A 15,846-nucleotide genomic window follows, 5' to 3' on the forward strand; every position below is an offset into this window, starting at 1 on the left:
TCCGGGCGCGCCTCCCTTTTCCGGGCCCCGTCCCCTCGGGGCCCGGCCCGAAGCGAGGCGGTTCCGGGTACAAAAAAAGCCGCCTCCCTAGGTAGGGAGGCGCGCCTGTGGGACATCATGCAAAGCCGAAACCGACTCTCATGTGTCGGCTCACCCGGTTGCTGCCGGAGAAGTGGGCCAAGCATGTGAGGAGGTGGTGGCTCTGGTGGCTCACTCGGTAGCGGGAGACCCCCCGAAGGACTAGGGGCCTCCCACTGAGCTCCCGGTGAGCTGGAGCCCCTGTCACGGATACCGGCCGTGGCGGGGGCTCGTTCCTCTTCTCCGACGACGATACCGGCTACGGCGCCCGCAGCAACCCCGACTCGTCAACAGGGGGCTTGAGCGCGGTGATGAAGGGGGTCCAAGCGGTGGCGGTGAGGATGAGGGCGGGGCGGTTCGGGGCCTTTGAGTCACGGACGGGGACGAGGCCGGGGAGGTTGTGGGCGACCTCTACGCAGTTACCGCCGTCCCCGTTGCTGTAGCTCGACTTGCGCCAGAGCGCGGCGCCGGGGAAGTCGCTGGCGACCTCTACGCAGTCCCCGCCGTCCCCGTTGCTGTAGCTGCTCTTGAGCCAGAGCGCGTCACTCAAGTCGGTCCCGTTGCTTGCCATTTCGGAATTCCTCTGCCGCTGCCTTGATCATCGCCAGGGACGCCTCCGGTGACAGTGCGACGGCCCTGAGCCGATCGTATGCCTTGCGGTACTGCTTCACGAGGGCCGGATCGTCGATGGTGTCACCGCTGTACGACGCCTCGGTGTAAATCAACGGCGGGGCGTCCGGGAAGGCCATGACCTTGATCGAGGCGGCCATCAGAGGATGCGCGCCGCACGTCCGCGGAACGATCTGCGGAGTAACCCGACGCCGTTCGGCCAACTCCACGATCCGGTCGAGCTGTTCGGCCATCTCCCGTGGCGGGAGGACAGGGTCGGCAAGCAACGACTCGTGCAGGATCGCCCAGTACTCAGGCGTGGCGTGGTCGTCCTCGAAGAGACGGGCACGGGCGAGGCGGCCCACCACCTTCTCCTCGACCCATTCGTCGGAGGCCGCCGGGTGAGCCGACCGGACCATCGTCCGCGCGTACGCGGCGGTTTGGAGCAGCCCCGGGATGTTGATGGGGCACCACTCCTCGATGGACTCCGCGTGCTTCTCCGCCTCCAGGACCTTCTCGAAGTACGCGGCGTGCGGTCCCCTCCGCGCCTTCCGTACGACCTCACAGTTCCGCTCGAAGAACCCGTCCGTCCCCAGCTTCTGATCCGCATGCTGGGCCAGATCGAGCGGCATCCTTCGCTCGCCGTGCTCAATGTCGCTCAGGGACGTCTTGCTGTAGAAGCTGCCCTTGAGGAACGCATCCAACGACAGCCCCGCCTCCTCCCGCTTCCACCTCAACTCCTTGCCGTAGAAGGTCGGAACGCTCATCGACCCGTCGATGTCCTTACCCCGTGCCACCACTTGCCCTCCTCCGCAGCCCCGGTCGCGAACGCGAAACCTCTTTTACGGTAGCCAGCGGAACGCCAGTCTGTGAGGAGTTCGTCACAGAGCGCACAGGAGGCACCCGTTCATGTCCACCCCCTACGACACAACCCTCTGCGTGGAGGAACTCCGCGACGCCCTCGCCCTGCACGACATCACGCTCCCCTCCCTCGGCGTGGACATCCTGTACGCCGGCCTCGTCGCGCTCGGGAACTGCAACACCGCCACCGCCCGCGAACTCGCCGCCGCACTGCGGAAGGCGGCGGAACGGTGACCCTCGAACTCCGCCTCCTCGCCACCCCCAAGGCCGTACCGGAACTGCGCCATCACCTCCGCCACCACACCTACGACGTCCGCCTCTGCGCAACGGAGTTGGTGACGAACGTGATCGACCACGTCGGGGAGGGAACTCCGGTGACCGTCAGAGTCCTGGGCACGGAGGACGGCCACACGCGCATCGAGGTCACCGATCCGGATCCGAGGGCGTTGCCCCTGCTGCTCCGGGCGACCGCGACGGACGAACACGGCCGAGGTATGGCGCTGCTTGACGCGTTGACTCGGCGGTGGGGTGTAGAGCAGGGGGCGGATCGCAAGACGGTGTGGTGCGAGCTGGAGGGCACCAACAGCCTTGCCGGAACGGGCTGTTGAGGTGATCGGAGCTGAACTCAGCCCAGTTGCCGGGCTACGGCCTCGCGGGCGGCGGGGGAGAGCAGGGTGCCCGCGCGGGTGAGGAGGGCGTGCAGGCCGGGGCCGTAACGCTCGGCCAGTTCCGGGTTGTGGGCCAGTACGTCCAGTTCGTTGGCGGCCGTGATGTCGAAGAACGCCCGCAACTGGTCGGCGGGTGGGCTGAGTTCGCGGCCGGTGAAGCGGTCCCGGAAGGCGAACTCGGTTGTGCCGTCGACGCGAGGGTAGACAGCGCCGCGGTCGCAGCTGGCGTAGAGGTACACCAGCGCCTCCGTCCGTTCACCGACCAGCGCGACGAGCGTGGCCCGCTCGGAGAGGGGCAGCAGGGCCGGTGCGAAGCCGTCCGTACCGTACGTCGCATGGCACAGCCCCGCGGTCTGCACGACGGCGTCCGCCCCCCAGTCCGCCAACAGCCCCTGAACACGGCCCAGATGGGCCAGCAACGTGCCACCGGGATGCGGCATCTGGTCAGCTCCCCGATCGCGCAGAAACGCCTCGATCGCCACGCGTCCCTTACCCGTCAGGTGATGCTGCTCGGCCGGTGCCATGACTGGAGATCCTCTCGCGGTAGGGCGGTAACACTGAGCCCATTCCATCTTCGGCCTGAGTTGGGGTGGGCTGCTCGGGGCACCGAACTCGTATGATCTCGCGGTGAAGTTCCGGACGGAGCACCCTGCCAGGGCCGACGGACACGCGGGTGTGTGGTGCGGGCTGTCACTTCACGGGGTGTCTGAGGCGCGGTAACCGCGTGTCCTGGTCAGGCGAACCGCTGACGCCTGGAATCTGACCCCGGATGTCTCGGTCCCGAGTACAACCTTGACCGATCCGTCCTCTTGGGCGGTCAGGTCGACTTCACGGGCCTCGGCGGGGCCCCACCCGGTGACTCGTAGCCCCGCGATATCCACGAAGACGAGGTAGTACTCGAAAGCGTTGAACCCCTTTCCCTCCCACTCGGCCGGAGGGTTCGAGGGGAGACTTCTTGTGTCGAACCCAAGGGTCGCCGAGTTTTCTCTTTCATCGATGTGCAGATAGAAGAGATCGCATGATTCCGGCAAGGTGAGGAGTTGCAACCAGTCAGCGCTCATAGAAAGTCTTCTCATCCATTGCGGGAAGGTGGTTGTGACGCAACGCATCGATTTTGCTCGTGAAGAGATGCCGCTCGGCGTCCGATCCGTCCGCCTGTTTCCTGAAGGCGCTCACGTGGCCGACGGTGATGGAGTCGCTGCAGTCGAATTCGAGTTTCACTCCGCGGCCATCGGCCCGTACCCGCATACGTCGTTCTGTGCCATGGGGGATCATCTCGATTCCGGCCGTGGCCGGCGGGTCCCACTCGGTCAGGGAGACGGTGTCCACGGCCAGGAAACGGAACTGGCACTGGACCGTGTCCATGTGCTCGTCGATCCACTCCTGAGGTGCGGAGTCGGGAAAGCGGGGCAGGTCGACGCGGAGCGTCACACTGGGACCGCGCCAGTTCAGGTTGATCGAACGGATCCTGACCTCGCTCAGGTCCGGGACCTTCCCGTAGAGCGACTGCAGTACCTCCCGATTCACGAGAAAAGCGTCAACGGTCATAGTAGTAATGCTCCTCGCAGCCGGGAATCTGTCCATTGCGGGTGTCCTCGAACGGTCGCACATGGACGTGCGAGGGCTGATAACCAGGCTCGCCGGGCTTCTGATGTCCGAACCAGTGGTCCTGGAACACTACAAGGTCCTGCCCGTTGGGATGCTCGTACACCTCTTCCGTGTAGTAGATCGGCTCGTGGTCCTCGGTCATGAGCTGCTTGGACCCTTGCCATTCCGGTGTCGTGGCCGGAACATGATGGTTCACCTCCAGAGGTTCGGCGCCCTCGGGAATTCCCGCCTCCCGCAATGCGAGTGCCTTGGTCTCGTCGAGAGATCGGCCGACCTTTTCCGGGTATCCAGGGGCCAGTCCGAGCGGGTCGATCCAGATGGTGGGGTTTTTTACGTAAGTCGCTGGATTCGGAGCGGGTGCAAGGCCGAGCGGGTCCGGAGTGAGGTAGCGCGCCGTTTCCGGGTCGTAATGGCGGAAGTAGTTGTAGTGGAGCCCGGATTCGGGGTCGTAGTACTGGCCCGGGAAACGGAGAGGTGTGTACGTGCTGCTATCGGTCGCCCAGGCGGTGGTGCCCCACAGGGTGCTGCGGGTGTGCCAGGCGATGTCGCCCTGTTCGTCGATGAGTTCGGTCGGGGTGCCGACCAGGTCGGTGACGACGGCGAAGAAGCGGGAGTCGATCTCGTCCTGCGGGGCGTCGGCCGCGGTGATGCGTTCTGTTTGGGCGATGGGGCGTAGGCCCTGGTGGTCCCAGGTGAGGGTGACCGGGTTCGGCAGGTCCGGGGACGAGGTGGTCTGTTCGCACAGGGTGGTGCCGTCCCAGGTGAACACCACGCGTTCTACGACCGTTTCGCCGTCGGCGGCCAGGCGGGACTTCGCCGTGCGACGGCCGAGAGGGTCGTACGTGTAGCGCCAGCACGTCCCGTCCGGAGTCGTCACCGACGTCAGGCGGTCCTCGGCGTCCCACTCGTAGCGCCAGGTGTCCGGCTTGCGGGAGAGGCAGGTTCTCTGGCGCAGGGTGATCCGGCCCAGGCCGTCGTGTTCGTAACGGACGTTGCCCGCGCGGGTGATGCGCGTGCCTGTGTAGGTGCGGGCGCCTGTTGCCTCCTGGCCCGGGTGTCCTGTCGGCCAGTGGGCTTGCGTCTGGTTGCCTGCCTCGTCGTACGCGTACGTCTCGGTCCAGTTCGCCGCGTGGACTGCCGTCACCCGGCCCGCCGCGTCCAGGTCGAAGCGGCGGGTGCCGGAGAGCTGGTCGTCGATCGCCGTCAGGTTGCCGTCGGCTCGGTAGGTGTAGGCGCGGTGCTGGAGTGAAGTGCCCGTCGCGCCGACGACCGACTGGGTCGTCAGACGGCCCAGGGCATCGAAGGTGTGCTCCAGGGTGAGCATCTCGCCCACCTGGCGGGCCAGTTCGCGGCCCACCTCGTCGTACGTGAAGTCGATGGAGCGGCCCGAGGCCGTCATTCCGGTGCGGCGGCCGGAGTCGTCGTACGTCCATGCCGTGGTCGCGCCGGAGGGGGTTGTGCGGGCCTTACGCCGGCCGAACTCGTCGTAGGTGTACGCCAGTTCACGGTCGTCGACCGTCTCGGAGCGGACGCGGCCGTGGCGATCGCGCAGGACCGTCAGGATGGTGCCCGGGGCGGTCGCCTGGGCTAGTTTGTCCGTCATGTCGTAGGCGTACGTGGTGACTTGGCCGGCTGCGTTCTTGCGGATCACCTGGCCCAGTGTGTTGCGTTCGAACTCGATCGTCTGGCCGAGAGCGTTCGTACGAGTGGTCAGGCGGCCTGTCTCGTCGTGGGTGTAGGTGAGGGCACGGTTGTCGAAATCCGTCTCCGTGGCGAGGCGGCCTGCCGCGTCGTAGTCGTAACTCCAGGTCAGGCCTTGGGGGTTGGTGACCTGGGTGAGGTTGAGTTCCTTGTCGTGGGCGAACTCGTAGCGCACCCCGTCCGGGCCCGTACGGGCCGTCAGCAGGTCGAAGTGGGTGTACTCGAAGCGGGAGACGCCGCCCAGCGGGTCGGTGTGGCTCGTGCAGTTGCCCTCGCCGTCGTACCTCCAGGACTCGGTCGTGCCGTCCGGTGCCGTGCGGCGGGACAGGTGGCCCTCGGTCGTCCACTCCAGGCGGGTCGTCGCACCCAGTGCGTCTGTGAATGTGACAGATCGGCCGAGACTGTCACGTTCGTAGCGGGTGACCCCGCCGAGCGGGTTCGTGATCCGCAGCGGGAGGCCGGTGCGGTCGCAGTGGACCGTCGTGGTCCGGCCGAGCGGGTCGGTCACCGTCGTGAGGTGGCCCGCCTCGTCGTAGGTGAAGTGGGTGGTGTGGCCCTGAGAGTCCGTCACCGAGGTGCGGTTGCCGCGGTCGTCGTACGACTGGCGCACGGTCGTGCCGTCCGGGTTCACCAGCCTTGTGGGCAGGCCGAGTTCGTTGTACTCGGCTCTCGCCTCGCGTCCGTCGGGGCGGGTGGCGGCGAGCAGGTTGCCGTTCTCGTCGTAGCGGAACGTCGTGGTGTGGCCGAGCGGGTCCGTGCGGGACAGCAGGCGATGGTAGCGGTCGCGTCGGAATCGGGTGACCCCGCCCAACGGGTCTGTTTCCGCGACCACTTGGCGTGCGTCGTTGACCAGGTAGCGGCGGGTGTGGCCCTCGCCGGTGGTCGTGGTCGTCACCCGGTGGCCGGTTTCCGGGTCCGTCTCGTCGTAGGAGAGGCGCAGGGTCATGTGGCCGTGCGTGCCGCCCTCGGCGACGCAGCGGTCCTGGTCGTCGTACTCGTACGTGTAGCCGCGGTCGTTGGTGTCCGTCCAGGAGGTGACGCGGCCCTCGCCGTCGTAGGTGAGGCGCAGGGGGAGGCCGGAGGAGTTGGTGACCTCGGTCAGGTTGCCGTCCGTGTAGCCGTAGCGCTTCAACTCCTCGCCGGTGGCGGCAAGTTGGAAGGCCGTTACGCGGTCCGCCTCCGTGGTGACACGGACCTCGTAGCCGCCGCTGGAGACGACGGAGAGCGGGGTGCCGTCGGTGTCGTACTCGAAGGTGATCCAGTTGCCGTTGCGGTCGTCGATCTGTTCCAGGACCGCGAGGTTCTCGGTGCGGTCGGTGAAGTGCCATACGCGGCGCGACCGCGGGTCGGTGACCGTGTAGCCGCCGTCCTCGCGGTCCAGCGGCCAACGCGGGCCGTGGCTCGGGAGGGTGGGGAGGCCGGGGGCCGGGTGCGGGTAGGCCAGGAGCAGGCCGTCCTCGGTGACGAGGACCACGCCCTCGGCGTCGATCTCCAGGCGCTGGTCCAGGGTGGAGGCCCAGGACGGGCCGAACCAACGGCCCAAGTGGTAGCCCGACTCCACCCGCCGCTTGAGGACCAGGGGCAGGGCGCCCGGCAACGTGACGTCCGTCTGCGGCAGATACATCTTGCCGGTGGTGAGGTCGACGGGGTCGGTCGGATCCTTGGCGACCTTCTCGCTCGGGTCGGTGGTGTCGTGCTCCTGCGGCTTCTCGTCGACCTTGCTCCGGGCCGAGTTCTCCGCCGCATCCCCCGCCGCATCCCTCGCCGACCGCTGCACCCCCGTCTCGACCGCGCTCTCCATTCCCTCCTTGAGCGCGGCCCGCCCGAACGCCGCCTCCAGCCCCGCCCCGTCGCCGAAGAGGTTGGGGATCAGCCGTCCCGTCCCCTCCGACGGGTCCTTCATGAAGTCGTCCAGCATCGTCTTCGCGGCCCGCTCGGGGTGCGCGGCCGTCGAAACCAGGCCCGCCAGCGTCATGTTGACGTTCTGGACGTACGCCGCCGGGTGCGTGAGGTTGTACGGGTCCATCGGGTTGAGGCCGCGGGCGAAGTTCAGGATGCCTGCCGTGCCCTTCACCACGCCGGCGTCGAAGTGGAGGATCTCCGTGTTGACGGCCTGGTAGCCGTCTACCGCGTCCGCCTTCAGCCGGGTGAGTGGGGGCGGTTCGGCGGGGGCGTGGGCCAGGGCCTTGCGGACCGCGCTCGCGGCCGTGCGGGCGGCCTCGTCGCGTTGGCGGCGGGCCTCGTTGAGGATCTCGTGGGCGCGTTCTACGACGGCTGCGCCCGGGTCCGTCGTCGGCTCCTGCTTCTTGTCGCCGTCCTTGTGCTTCGCTACGTCCGCCTTGTACGCGTCCGATGCCTTCTTGCCCGGGCCGTACAGATCGATCGCGTCCCGCGCCTGCCCCTGCGCCCACTCCACTGTCTCCGCGTACGACGACAGCGCCTTGCCCGCCGCGTCGCAGGCGTCCGCCGCCTGGAGCCACTTCGTGGGGTGCATGGCGAATTTCTCGCGGAAGGCATTCGCCGCTTCGCCTTGCCAGGACGACGAGTTGAGCCTCCGCATGCCGTCGCCGACCTTGTCGAAGGCCGTGTAGAAGTCGGCCAGGTGCTTGGCCGTCGCCCTGATCGCCTTCGCGTCGCCGTGGAGGAGGTCCTTCGGCTGGTCGCTCTGGCCCAACTGTTGTTCGCCCGGGGTCGCGCCGAGGTCCGAGGCGATGCGGTCGCCCGCGTTCTCGACCTTGTTCGCGAGGTCGTGTGCGCCGACCTTGTCCAGCGCGTCGCCGGCGGCGTCCGTGCCCTTGTCGACCAGCTCGCCCGTGAACTTCTTGCCCGCGTCGACCGCGTCGCCGACCTTGCTCAGGCCGGAGTTGACCAGATCGCCGATGCCCATCAGCCCGCGTCCCCGCCCTGCTGAGCCTGTTCCTGTGCTGCCTGCGCGGCCTCCGCCGCCTTCGTCCGTTCCTCCGGTGACGGGCCCAACGGGCCGTCGAGCATGTCGTTGTACTCGTCACCGCTCAGCCCCGCCGCGCTCGCCAGGTTGGCCGGGTTGAGACCCGGGCCCAGCGGGCTGAACGTGTGCGAGGTCATCACGTCCCGCGCCGCGTCCTTGTACGCCTGCCCGCTGTTGTCCAGCGCTTTGTCCATCGACTCGGCGCTGTAGTCCACGCCGCCCGTGTACTCGTTGTCGCGCACCAGGTCGCCCCAGCTCTGCTTGGTGACGTCGTCCTCCGACGCGTACGGGTTGCCCATCCCCGCGTTCACCACGATCTTCATCGTGCCCTGGACGTACTGGTCCGTCTCGTACAGCGTGCCCGCCGAAAGACCCACGCCCGTCGCGAAGTTGTTGCCCTCGATCACCAGCGTGCGCACGCCCCACTCCCAGCGTTCGCAGAACGACGTGAACCCCGACAGCAACTCCTCGTTGCCCAACTCCAGCCCCGAGAGGGCGAGTTCCGAGAATCCGCGGCCCGCTCCGGCCAGACTGTCGATGCCCAGGTCCTTCAACTCGCCCAGCACCAGGGTGATCCCCTGCGCTATCTCGTCGAGCCCGGCCGCCTTGATGTCCTCGCCCGCGTCCCCGCTCATCCCCGTATTCCCTCCGCGTCCAGCGCCGCCGCCTCCGGCACGATGCCCAACACCGGTGGAAACAGTGCCCCTTCGCCCTCGGTACCCACATCCAGGGCCACTCCGCACGGCACACCCACGGCGCTCACAGCCGGCACCGTCGCGTCCAACAAGCGGGCCCCCAGCAGCCGTTGATACGGCCACTCCCGCCCGCCTTCACCCCTCGCGATCGCGAACCTCGCCAACGCCGACTCGTTGGAAAACGCGTAGATCCACCGGATACCGCCGAAATCGCCGACCAGGGGCGCCTCGTCCTCATCTGTCGGCACCAGGACCGCCGTACGGCGGAACTCGCCCAGCAGTACCGCGAATTCGTGCCGCCCGCGCGCCGCGACGTCGTCGCTGGTCAGGGGCTCGGGGCGGGGGATCGGCGCAGGTGGCGACTCCGGCTCGCCCATCTCCGCGTAGTCCAGCAACCGGGACCGCCGTATGCCCCCGGGCTCCCCGGCGGCCTCGGAAGCCCCGGCCTCCCCGTCGGCCTCCCCGCCGTTCTCCATGTCGCTTCCCCCGCGATCAGACATGGGTGAAATCATCACACCAGCACATCGCGTACGGCAACGCGGAAAGCCTCAGCAGGGCCTGGACAGGGTCCGGGCGGCGCCGTAAACGTCGTAGAACGGGATATGGCGCAACCCCATTGACAGCCCCGCTTGGGCTCATTCTTTGGCCACGGACAGCCTTCTCATCGTTCTCTTATGTCGGCCTTATGGCATCATCACGCGCCGTACCTAGCTTGCGGGCCATGTTCTTCACCTACCTGAGGCGCGAGTTGCGCCGCCGCAGAAAAGCGGCCCTCGTCGTCGCCTCCGGCCTCGCACTGGGCATTGCGCTGGTCATCGTGGTCAACTCCGTGTCCTCCGGCATGGGGAAGGCACAGGACAAGGTCCTCCAGTCGCTGTACGGACTCGGCACGGACATGACCGTCACCAAGGCGGCCACGCCCACGGCCAGCGGTTCGCAGCAGCCGCGGTTCCAGTTCGACGCCAACAACAACGGCGACAGCAAGACGCAGAGCAGTGACCGCGTCATGGTCCAGGGCTTCACCACGCTGGCCTCCAGCACCGTCACCAAGGTGGCGGGGCAGAAGGGCGTCTCCGACGCGGTCGGCGGGCTGAGCCTCAACGTCGTCAAGGTCGACGGGCAGTTCACCCGCGGCCAGTTCCAGCAGAACCAGGGGAGCGGCAGCACCGGAGGCGGTGGCAACCGCGGCGGTGGCACCGGCGCACCGCAGGGCTCGGTCACCGGCGGTGGCGCCAACTTCAACATCAACGCGTACTCGGTCTACGGCACGGACGTCACCAAGCCCGCGCTCGGCCCGCTGACCTCCTCGAAGATCACCAGCGGCCGTACCTTCACCACCGCCGAGGCCAACTCCAAGGTCGTCGTCGCCGACTCGGCGTACGCCAAGGAGAAGAAGCTCAAGGTCGGTTCGACCGTCACCATCAAGAGCGTCAAGTACAAGGTCATCGGCGTCGCCACCGCGACCAGCGGCGACGCGGCGGCCAACCTGTACGTCCCGCTGACGCAGGCGCAGACCCTGAGCGGTGACAAGAACAAGGTCACCACGATCTACGTCAAGGCGACCGACTCCAAGCAGATCTCGGCCGTCAAGAAGACCATCACGAGCAACGTCTCCGGTACGACGGTCACCACGTCCGCCGACCTGGCCGACACCGTCTCCGGGTCCCTGTCCACCGCCTCCTCCCTCGCCACCAGCGTCGGCAAGTGGCTGTCGATCGCGGTCCTGATCGCCGCGTTCCTGGTCGCCGGGCTGCTCACCTCGTCCGCGGTCTCGCGCCGGGTGCGGGAGTTCGGCACGCTGAAGGCGCTCGGCTGGAAGTCCGGCCGGGTGACCCGGCAGGTGGTCGGCGAGGCCGTCGTCAACGGTCTGGTCGGCGGTGTCCTCGGTATCGCGCTCGGCCTGGCGGGCGCGTACGTCGTGACCGCGATCAGCCCGACCCTGTCGGCGTCCCTCGGCAACACGGCCGGTGGCGGTGCCCGGGCGGGCGGCGGACCCGGTGGTGGCGGCGGTGGCTTCGGCGGCGGCCGGCAGGCCGCGGCCAAGACCCTCGACGTCGCGCTCACCGCGCCCGTCAACGCCACCACCATCGCCCTCGCGGTCGGCCTCGCCGTGGCCGGCGGCCTGATCGCCGGCGCCTTCGGCGGCTGGCGCGCCTCCCGACTCCGCCCGGCGGACGCCCTGCGCAGAGTCGAGTAGCCAACACCGGTACGGGTCCGTCGTGGTGGTCAGCGGTGCAGCGCCCTGAAGGGGCGCGAGGAACTGCGCGACCAGCCACGACGGACCCGCAGACGACTGACGGCGCCCAACCCCCTTTACTTACCCAGGAGTTACCCCATGTACGAACTAAGAGGCGTCACCAAGCTCTACTCACGCGGCAAGGAAACCGTCCACGCCCTGGACGGCATCGACCTCACCATCGGCGACGGCGACCGCCTGGTCATCCAGGGGCCCACCGGCGGCGGCAAGTCCACCCTGCTCCAGATGATCGGCGCCCTCGACCGCCCCACCGCGGGCGAAATCGTCCTGGACGGCGTCGACTTGGCGAAGCTGTCGGAGGCCAAGCTCACCAAGGTCCGCAGCGAGAACATCGGCTTCGTGTTCCAGTCCTTCAACCTGATCCCGACACTCACCGCCCAGGAGAACGTCGAGACCGCCCTCGTACCGCTCGGCATGAAGGCGAAGCTCCGCCGTGAACGGGCCGCCGAGGCACTGGTCTCGGTCGGCCTGGGCGAGCGGGCCAACCACCTCCCCGGCGAGATGTCCGGTGGCCAGCAGCAGCGTGTCGCCATCGCCCGCGCGCTCGTCAAGCAGCCCAAGGTGCTGCTCGCGGACGAGCCGACCGGCAACCTCGACGAGTCGATGCGCGACGAGATCATGGACGTACTGGAGCGCATGTGGAAGGAGCACGGGCTGACCTTCATCATGGTCACCCACGACTCCGCCATCGCGAAGAAGGCGCCGCGTCTCGCCACCATCCGCAAGGGCAAGATCACGGTGAAGGAGAACGCCGGGTCGAAGTAACTGGGCCTCCACGCACGGGAGTTCGGCGCTCAGATGAGTGATTCGGCGGAGCCCTAGCGGAGTTCTCGCGCGCTTCACCCGTCGACTGCGTAACGGAGTCCGGGCGGCGGCGTAACAGTTCGCGGATGCGCTTTCTTACCCGCCTCTCATCTCTTGAGCGGGTGATCACCCCTCGGCATACTGCGTATTCCGGGGGGTGTCACGCACGGGTGTGCGGGCTTTCCCCCGGTCGGGTGAACGGGGAATTCGCCCGGTACCTCAGCTCCAGGGGGAGCCTTGCGCAGACACGTGAAGAGAGCGTGCGCGGCCACCGTCGCCGCGTCCGCCGCCGTAGCCCTCGCCGCCGGAATGACCAGCCCGGCGTCGGCGAAGTCCGAGCAGAACACGGCCAGTTCCGAACAGCGTGCGGCCGGTGCCCCGCAACTCGGCGCCGCACAGGCCCGGTTGAAGGGTGAGCACCGCATCACCCTGATCACCGGCGACCGCGTCACCGTAGACGCGAAGGGCCGGGTCGCCGGTCTGCAGCCGGCAAAGGGCCGTGAACACATACCGGTTCAGGTCCGCAAGGTCGACGGGCACACGCTCGTCATACCCGTCGACGCGGCTCAGCTGATCGCGTCCGGCAAGCTCGACCAGCGGCTCTTCGACGTCACCGAGCTGAACAAGTCGGCGGAGCGCGCCTCCCAGAAGGCCGGCCTGAAGGTCATCGTCGGCTACCAGGGCGCCGCCACCGCCACCAAGGCCGATGTCCGGGACGCGGGCAGGCTGCGCCAGTCCCTGAAGACCCTGAACGCCGACGCCGTGCAGACCCCGCAGCAGGACACCTCCGAGCTGTGGAAGGCCGTCACCAACGGCGACAAGTCGGCCGCCGGCATCGCGCACGTCTGGCTCGACGGCGTCCGCAAGGCCAGCCTCGACAAGTCCGTGCCGCAGATCGGCGCCCCGAAGGCGTGGGCGGCCGGCTACACCGGCAAGGGCGTCAAGATCGCCGTACTGGACACGGGAGTCGACGCCGACCACCCGGACCTGAAGACGCAGGTCATCGAGTCCAAGAACTTCTCCACGGCGGCCGACGCGAACGACCACTTCGGTCACGGCACGCATGTCGCGTCCATCGCGGCGGGCACCGGTGCGATGTCGCACGGCAAGTACAAGGGCGTCGCGCCCGACGCGAAGATCCTCAACGGCAAGGTCCTCGACGACAACGGCTCCGGCGACGACTCCGGCATCCTCGCCGGCATGGAGTGGGCGGCCCAACAGGGCGCCAACATCGTCAACTTGAGCCTCGGCGGCCAGGACACCCCGGGGATCGACCCGTTGGAGGCGGAGGTCAACAAGCTCTCCGCCGAGAAGGGGATCCTCTTCGCGATCGCCGCGGGCAACGAGGGCCCCCAGTCGATCGGTTCGCCCGGCAGCGCGGACGCGGCCATCACGGTCGGCGCGGTCGACGGCAACGACAAGCTCGCCGACTTCTCCTCCACCGGCCCGCGCGTCGGCGACGGCGCCATCAAGCCGGACGTCACCGCACCGGGCGTCGACATCACCGCCGCCGCGGCCCCGGGCAGCGTCATCGACAAGGAGGTCGGCGAGAACCCGCCCGGCTACCTGACCATTTCGGGTACGTCGATGGCGACCCCGCATGTCGCCGGTGCCGCCGCCATCCTCAAGCAGGAGCACCCGAGTTGGGGCTACGCCGAGCTGAAGGGCGCGCTCACCGGGTCCGCGAAGGGCGGCAACTACACGCCGTTCGAGCAGGGTTCGGGCCGGATCGCCGTCGACAAGGCCATCAAGCAGAACGTCATCGCCGACCCGGTGTCGGAGAGCTTCGGCGTCCAGCAGTGGCCGCACACCGACGACACCCCGGTCACCAAGCAGGTCACCTACCGCAACCTCGGCACCGCGGCCGTCACCCTCAAGCTCACCGTGGCCGCCACCAACCCCAAGGGCCAGGCCGCTCCTTCGGGCTTCTTCAAGCTCGCCAAGACGTCGGTGACCGTACCGGCGGGCGGCACGGCCCCGGTCGGCCTGACCGTCAACACCAAGCTCGGCGGCACGCTCGACGGCGCCTACTCCGCGTACGTGACGGCGACGGGCGGCGGGCAGAGCGTCCGTACGGCCGCGGCCGTGGTGCGCGAAGTCCAGTCGTACGACCTCACGTTGAAGTTCATCAACCGTGACGGCAGCCCCGCGAAGTACTACTCGGCCACGGTGGCGGGCCTGTCCGGCCTCGGCGCCGACAGCTACTTCACCCCGTACGACGCCTCGGGCACCGTCAAGGTCCGTGTCCCCAAGGGCGGTTACATCCTCGACACCGGGATCTTCGTGGACCCGGAGGACTTCACCAAGGGCGCCGACTGGATCGCCCAGCCCAAGCTGGACATCGCCAAGAACACCTCGGTCACGATCGACGCCCGCACCGCCAAGCCGGTCGACATCACCGTGCCCGACACCGGCGCCAAGTCGGCCTTCGCGTCACCGAGTTACACGGTCACGACGGCGGACAGCGGCGCCTCCTTCGGCTGGTTCCTGGACACGTACGCCAACTTCCGCTCCGCACACCTCGGTCCCCAGATCACCGACGGTTCGCTCGCCGAGCAGTGGGACGCGCACTTCCTCAAGGGCACCGACGAGCAGTACGACACCGCGACCGGCGGCAAGGTCAAGCAGATCGCCACCGGCTTCACCAAGCACTACAAGGCGAGTGAACTCGCCACGGTGAAGGCCCGCATGGGCGCCGCGGCCAGCGGCAAGACCGGCCTGCTCCTCGCCTTCGGCTACCTGCCCGACGGTGGCGGCGGGGCCTCCTCCACCAGCATCGCGCAGCCGCTGCCCGGCACCCGCGTCCTGCACGTCTCCACCATCAACGGGGCGCTGTGGGAGCTGGACTTCGAGCAGGACGGCGCGCTCGGCCCGGACGGCTTCCCGATCGCCGAGTCCTTCTACGTCTCGAACGACCTGGAGACCTTCAAGGCCGGCCGGACGTACACCCGGACCTTCAACACGGCGGTCTTCGGCCCGCACCTCGACGACGTCTACGGCGTGTACCGCAACGGCAACGAGATCTCCGGAATCGTGCCGCTGTTCGCCGACTCCGCGCAGCACGCGGGCTCGTCGCTGTTCACCTCGGTCAACACGACCCTGTACCGCAACGGCACGAAGGTGGGCTCCAACCAGGACCCGCTGCTCGGCCAGGAGGTGTTCAAGGTCCCGGCCGCCAACGCCTCGTACAAGCTGACCACTTCGGTCATCCGGAGCGTCAAGGTCGCCGCCGCCTCCACCCGGATCGACGCGAGCTGGACGTTCTCCTCGAAGAAGCCGTCCGGCGCCGACATGGCCCAACTCCCGGTGTCCACGGCCCGCTTCAACGCGACGACCGGCCTGGACAGCCGGGTCGCGGCCGGCAAGAAGGCGACGATCCCGGTCACCGTCGAGGGCGCGGCAGCCGGCCGCAACCTCAAGTCCCTGGGCGTGTGGGTGTCGTACGACTACGGCCAGACCTGGAAGAAGGTCAACGTCGTCAACGGCAAGATCACCGTCACCAACCCGGCCAAGGGCAAGGCCATTTCGTTCCACGCGAAGATCGCCGACAAGAAGGGCAACAAGTCGACGATCTCGATCTACAACGCGTACTACGGCAAGTGAGCCGCTAGTGCCTGA

At 68.1% G+C, this 15,846-nt stretch carries 13 protein-coding genes; 5 read left to right on the top strand and 8 right to left on the bottom strand.

The window, feature by feature from the left end; all coding sequences use genetic code 11:
* Positions 1 to 337: 337 nt before the first annotated feature.
* Together OG407_RS32140 and OG407_RS32145 are read right to left on the bottom strand one after the other, a co-directional pair.
* Positions 338 to 649 (bottom strand): DUF397 domain-containing protein, encoded by a 312-nt coding sequence (locus OG407_RS32140; protein ID WP_405863055.1) that lies wholly within the window; start codon positions 647 to 649, stop codon positions 338 to 340.
* Positions 621 to 1,484, bottom strand: coding sequence for a helix-turn-helix domain-containing protein (locus OG407_RS32145; protein ID WP_405868723.1), 864 nt, complete (start codon positions 1,482 to 1,484; stop codon positions 621 to 623). Before OG407_RS32145 ends, OG407_RS32140 begins: the two co-directional genes overlap by 29 nt.
* 112 nt (positions 1,485 to 1,596) lie before the next feature.
* Here OG407_RS32145 and OG407_RS32150 point away from each other — a divergent pair, with 112 nt between their 5' ends.
* Both OG407_RS32150 and OG407_RS32155 read left to right on the top strand, forming a co-directional pair.
* Entirely contained in the window at positions 1,597 to 1,782 is a 186-nt protein-coding gene (locus tag OG407_RS32150) for a hypothetical protein (RefSeq protein WP_033280244.1), read from the top strand.
* A complete protein-coding gene (locus OG407_RS32155) occupies positions 1,779 to 2,156 on the top strand; it encodes an ATP-binding protein (protein ID WP_405863056.1) in 378 nt (125 codons plus the stop codon). Before OG407_RS32150 ends, OG407_RS32155 begins: the two co-directional genes overlap by 4 nt.
* 17 nt (positions 2,157 to 2,173) lie before the next feature.
* Here the strand turns inward: OG407_RS32155 and OG407_RS32160 are convergent, their stop codons facing one another.
* From OG407_RS32160 to OG407_RS32185, 6 genes are all read right to left on the bottom strand, one after another.
* Complete coding sequence (locus tag OG407_RS32160; RefSeq protein ID WP_405863057.1) at positions 2,174 to 2,740, bottom strand: DUF6817 domain-containing protein; 567 nt, start codon at positions 2,738 to 2,740, stop codon at positions 2,174 to 2,176.
* A gap of 171 nt (positions 2,741 to 2,911) precedes the next feature.
* Positions 2,912 to 3,277: an Imm50 family immunity protein gene (locus OG407_RS32165; RefSeq protein ID WP_405863058.1), complete on the bottom strand. Its 366-nt coding sequence runs from the start codon at positions 3,275 to 3,277 to the stop codon at positions 2,912 to 2,914.
* Positions 3,267 to 3,764 (bottom strand): Imm50 family immunity protein, encoded by a 498-nt coding sequence (locus OG407_RS32170; RefSeq protein ID WP_405863059.1) that lies wholly within the window; start codon positions 3,762 to 3,764, stop codon positions 3,267 to 3,269. The genes OG407_RS32165 and OG407_RS32170 overlap by 11 nt, the downstream gene beginning before the upstream one ends.
* On the bottom strand, positions 3,754 to 8,412 hold the full coding sequence (locus OG407_RS32175) for a putative T7SS-secreted protein (protein ID WP_405863060.1): 4,659 nt from the start codon (positions 8,410 to 8,412) through the stop codon (positions 3,754 to 3,756). The genes OG407_RS32170 and OG407_RS32175 overlap by 11 nt, the downstream gene beginning before the upstream one ends.
* Positions 8,412 to 9,107, bottom strand: a complete 696-nt coding sequence (locus OG407_RS32180; protein ID WP_405863061.1) for a hypothetical protein — start codon at positions 9,105 to 9,107, stop codon at positions 8,412 to 8,414. The genes OG407_RS32175 and OG407_RS32180 overlap by 1 nt, the downstream gene beginning before the upstream one ends.
* The gene (locus OG407_RS32185) at positions 9,104 to 9,544 is read right to left on the bottom strand and encodes a hypothetical protein (RefSeq protein ID WP_405868725.1); all 441 of its coding nucleotides are present in this window, start codon (positions 9,542 to 9,544) and stop codon (positions 9,104 to 9,106) included. The genes OG407_RS32180 and OG407_RS32185 overlap by 4 nt, the downstream gene beginning before the upstream one ends.
* A gap of 344 nt (positions 9,545 to 9,888) precedes the next feature.
* On the opposite strand from OG407_RS32185, the gene OG407_RS32190 reads away from it, so the two are divergent.
* From OG407_RS32190 to OG407_RS32200, 3 genes are all read left to right on the top strand, one after another.
* On the top strand, positions 9,889 to 11,364 hold the full coding sequence (locus OG407_RS32190) for an ABC transporter permease (protein WP_405863062.1): 1,476 nt from the start codon (positions 9,889 to 9,891) through the stop codon (positions 11,362 to 11,364).
* A 138-nt stretch (positions 11,365 to 11,502) separates the two neighbouring features.
* Positions 11,503 to 12,189 carry an ABC transporter ATP-binding protein gene (locus OG407_RS32195; protein ID WP_405863063.1) on the top strand — a complete coding sequence of 229 codons (687 nt, stop codon included), beginning with the start codon at positions 11,503 to 11,505 and terminating at the stop codon, positions 12,187 to 12,189.
* A gap of 288 nt (positions 12,190 to 12,477) precedes the next feature.
* Positions 12,478 to 15,831 carry a S8 family peptidase gene (locus OG407_RS32200; protein ID WP_405868727.1) on the top strand — a complete coding sequence of 1,118 codons (3,354 nt, stop codon included), beginning with the start codon at positions 12,478 to 12,480 and terminating at the stop codon, positions 15,829 to 15,831.
* Positions 15,832 to 15,846 lie beyond the last annotated feature (15 nt).

This window comes from Streptomyces sp. NBC_01515 (genome assembly GCF_045040345.1).
GTDB lineage: Bacteria > Actinomycetota > Actinomycetes > Streptomycetales > Streptomycetaceae > Streptomyces.

What these genes read in the sequence shown, in the direction of transcription:
- OG407_RS32140 (WP_405863055.1), bottom strand. Translation starts at nt 649, where the DNA reads ATGGCAAGCAACGGGACCGACTTGAGTGACGCGCTCTGGCTCAAGAGC.
- OG407_RS32150 (WP_033280244.1), top strand. Translation starts at nt 1,597, where the DNA reads ATGTCCACCCCCTACGACACAACCCTCTGCGTGGAGGAACTCCGCGAC.
- OG407_RS32160 (WP_405863057.1), bottom strand. Translation starts at nt 2,740, where the DNA reads ATGGCACCGGCCGAGCAGCATCACCTGACGGGTAAGGGACGCGTGGCG.
- OG407_RS32165 (WP_405863058.1), bottom strand. Translation starts at nt 3,277, where the DNA reads ATGAGCGCTGACTGGTTGCAACTCCTCACCTTGCCGGAATCATGCGAT.
- OG407_RS32170 (WP_405863059.1), bottom strand. Translation starts at nt 3,764, where the DNA reads ATGACCGTTGACGCTTTTCTCGTGAATCGGGAGGTACTGCAGTCGCTC.
- OG407_RS32175 (WP_405863060.1), bottom strand. Translation starts at nt 8,412, where the DNA reads ATGGGCATCGGCGATCTGGTCAACTCCGGCCTGAGCAAGGTCGGCGAC.
- OG407_RS32180 (WP_405863061.1), bottom strand. Translation starts at nt 9,107, where the DNA reads ATGAGCGGGGACGCGGGCGAGGACATCAAGGCGGCCGGGCTCGACGAG.
- OG407_RS32185 (WP_405868725.1), bottom strand. Translation starts at nt 9,544, where the DNA reads ATGGGCGAGCCGGAGTCGCCACCTGCGCCGATCCCCCGCCCCGAGCCC.
- OG407_RS32190 (WP_405863062.1), top strand. Translation starts at nt 9,889, where the DNA reads ATGTTCTTCACCTACCTGAGGCGCGAGTTGCGCCGCCGCAGAAAAGCG.
- OG407_RS32195 (WP_405863063.1), top strand. Translation starts at nt 11,503, where the DNA reads ATGTACGAACTAAGAGGCGTCACCAAGCTCTACTCACGCGGCAAGGAA.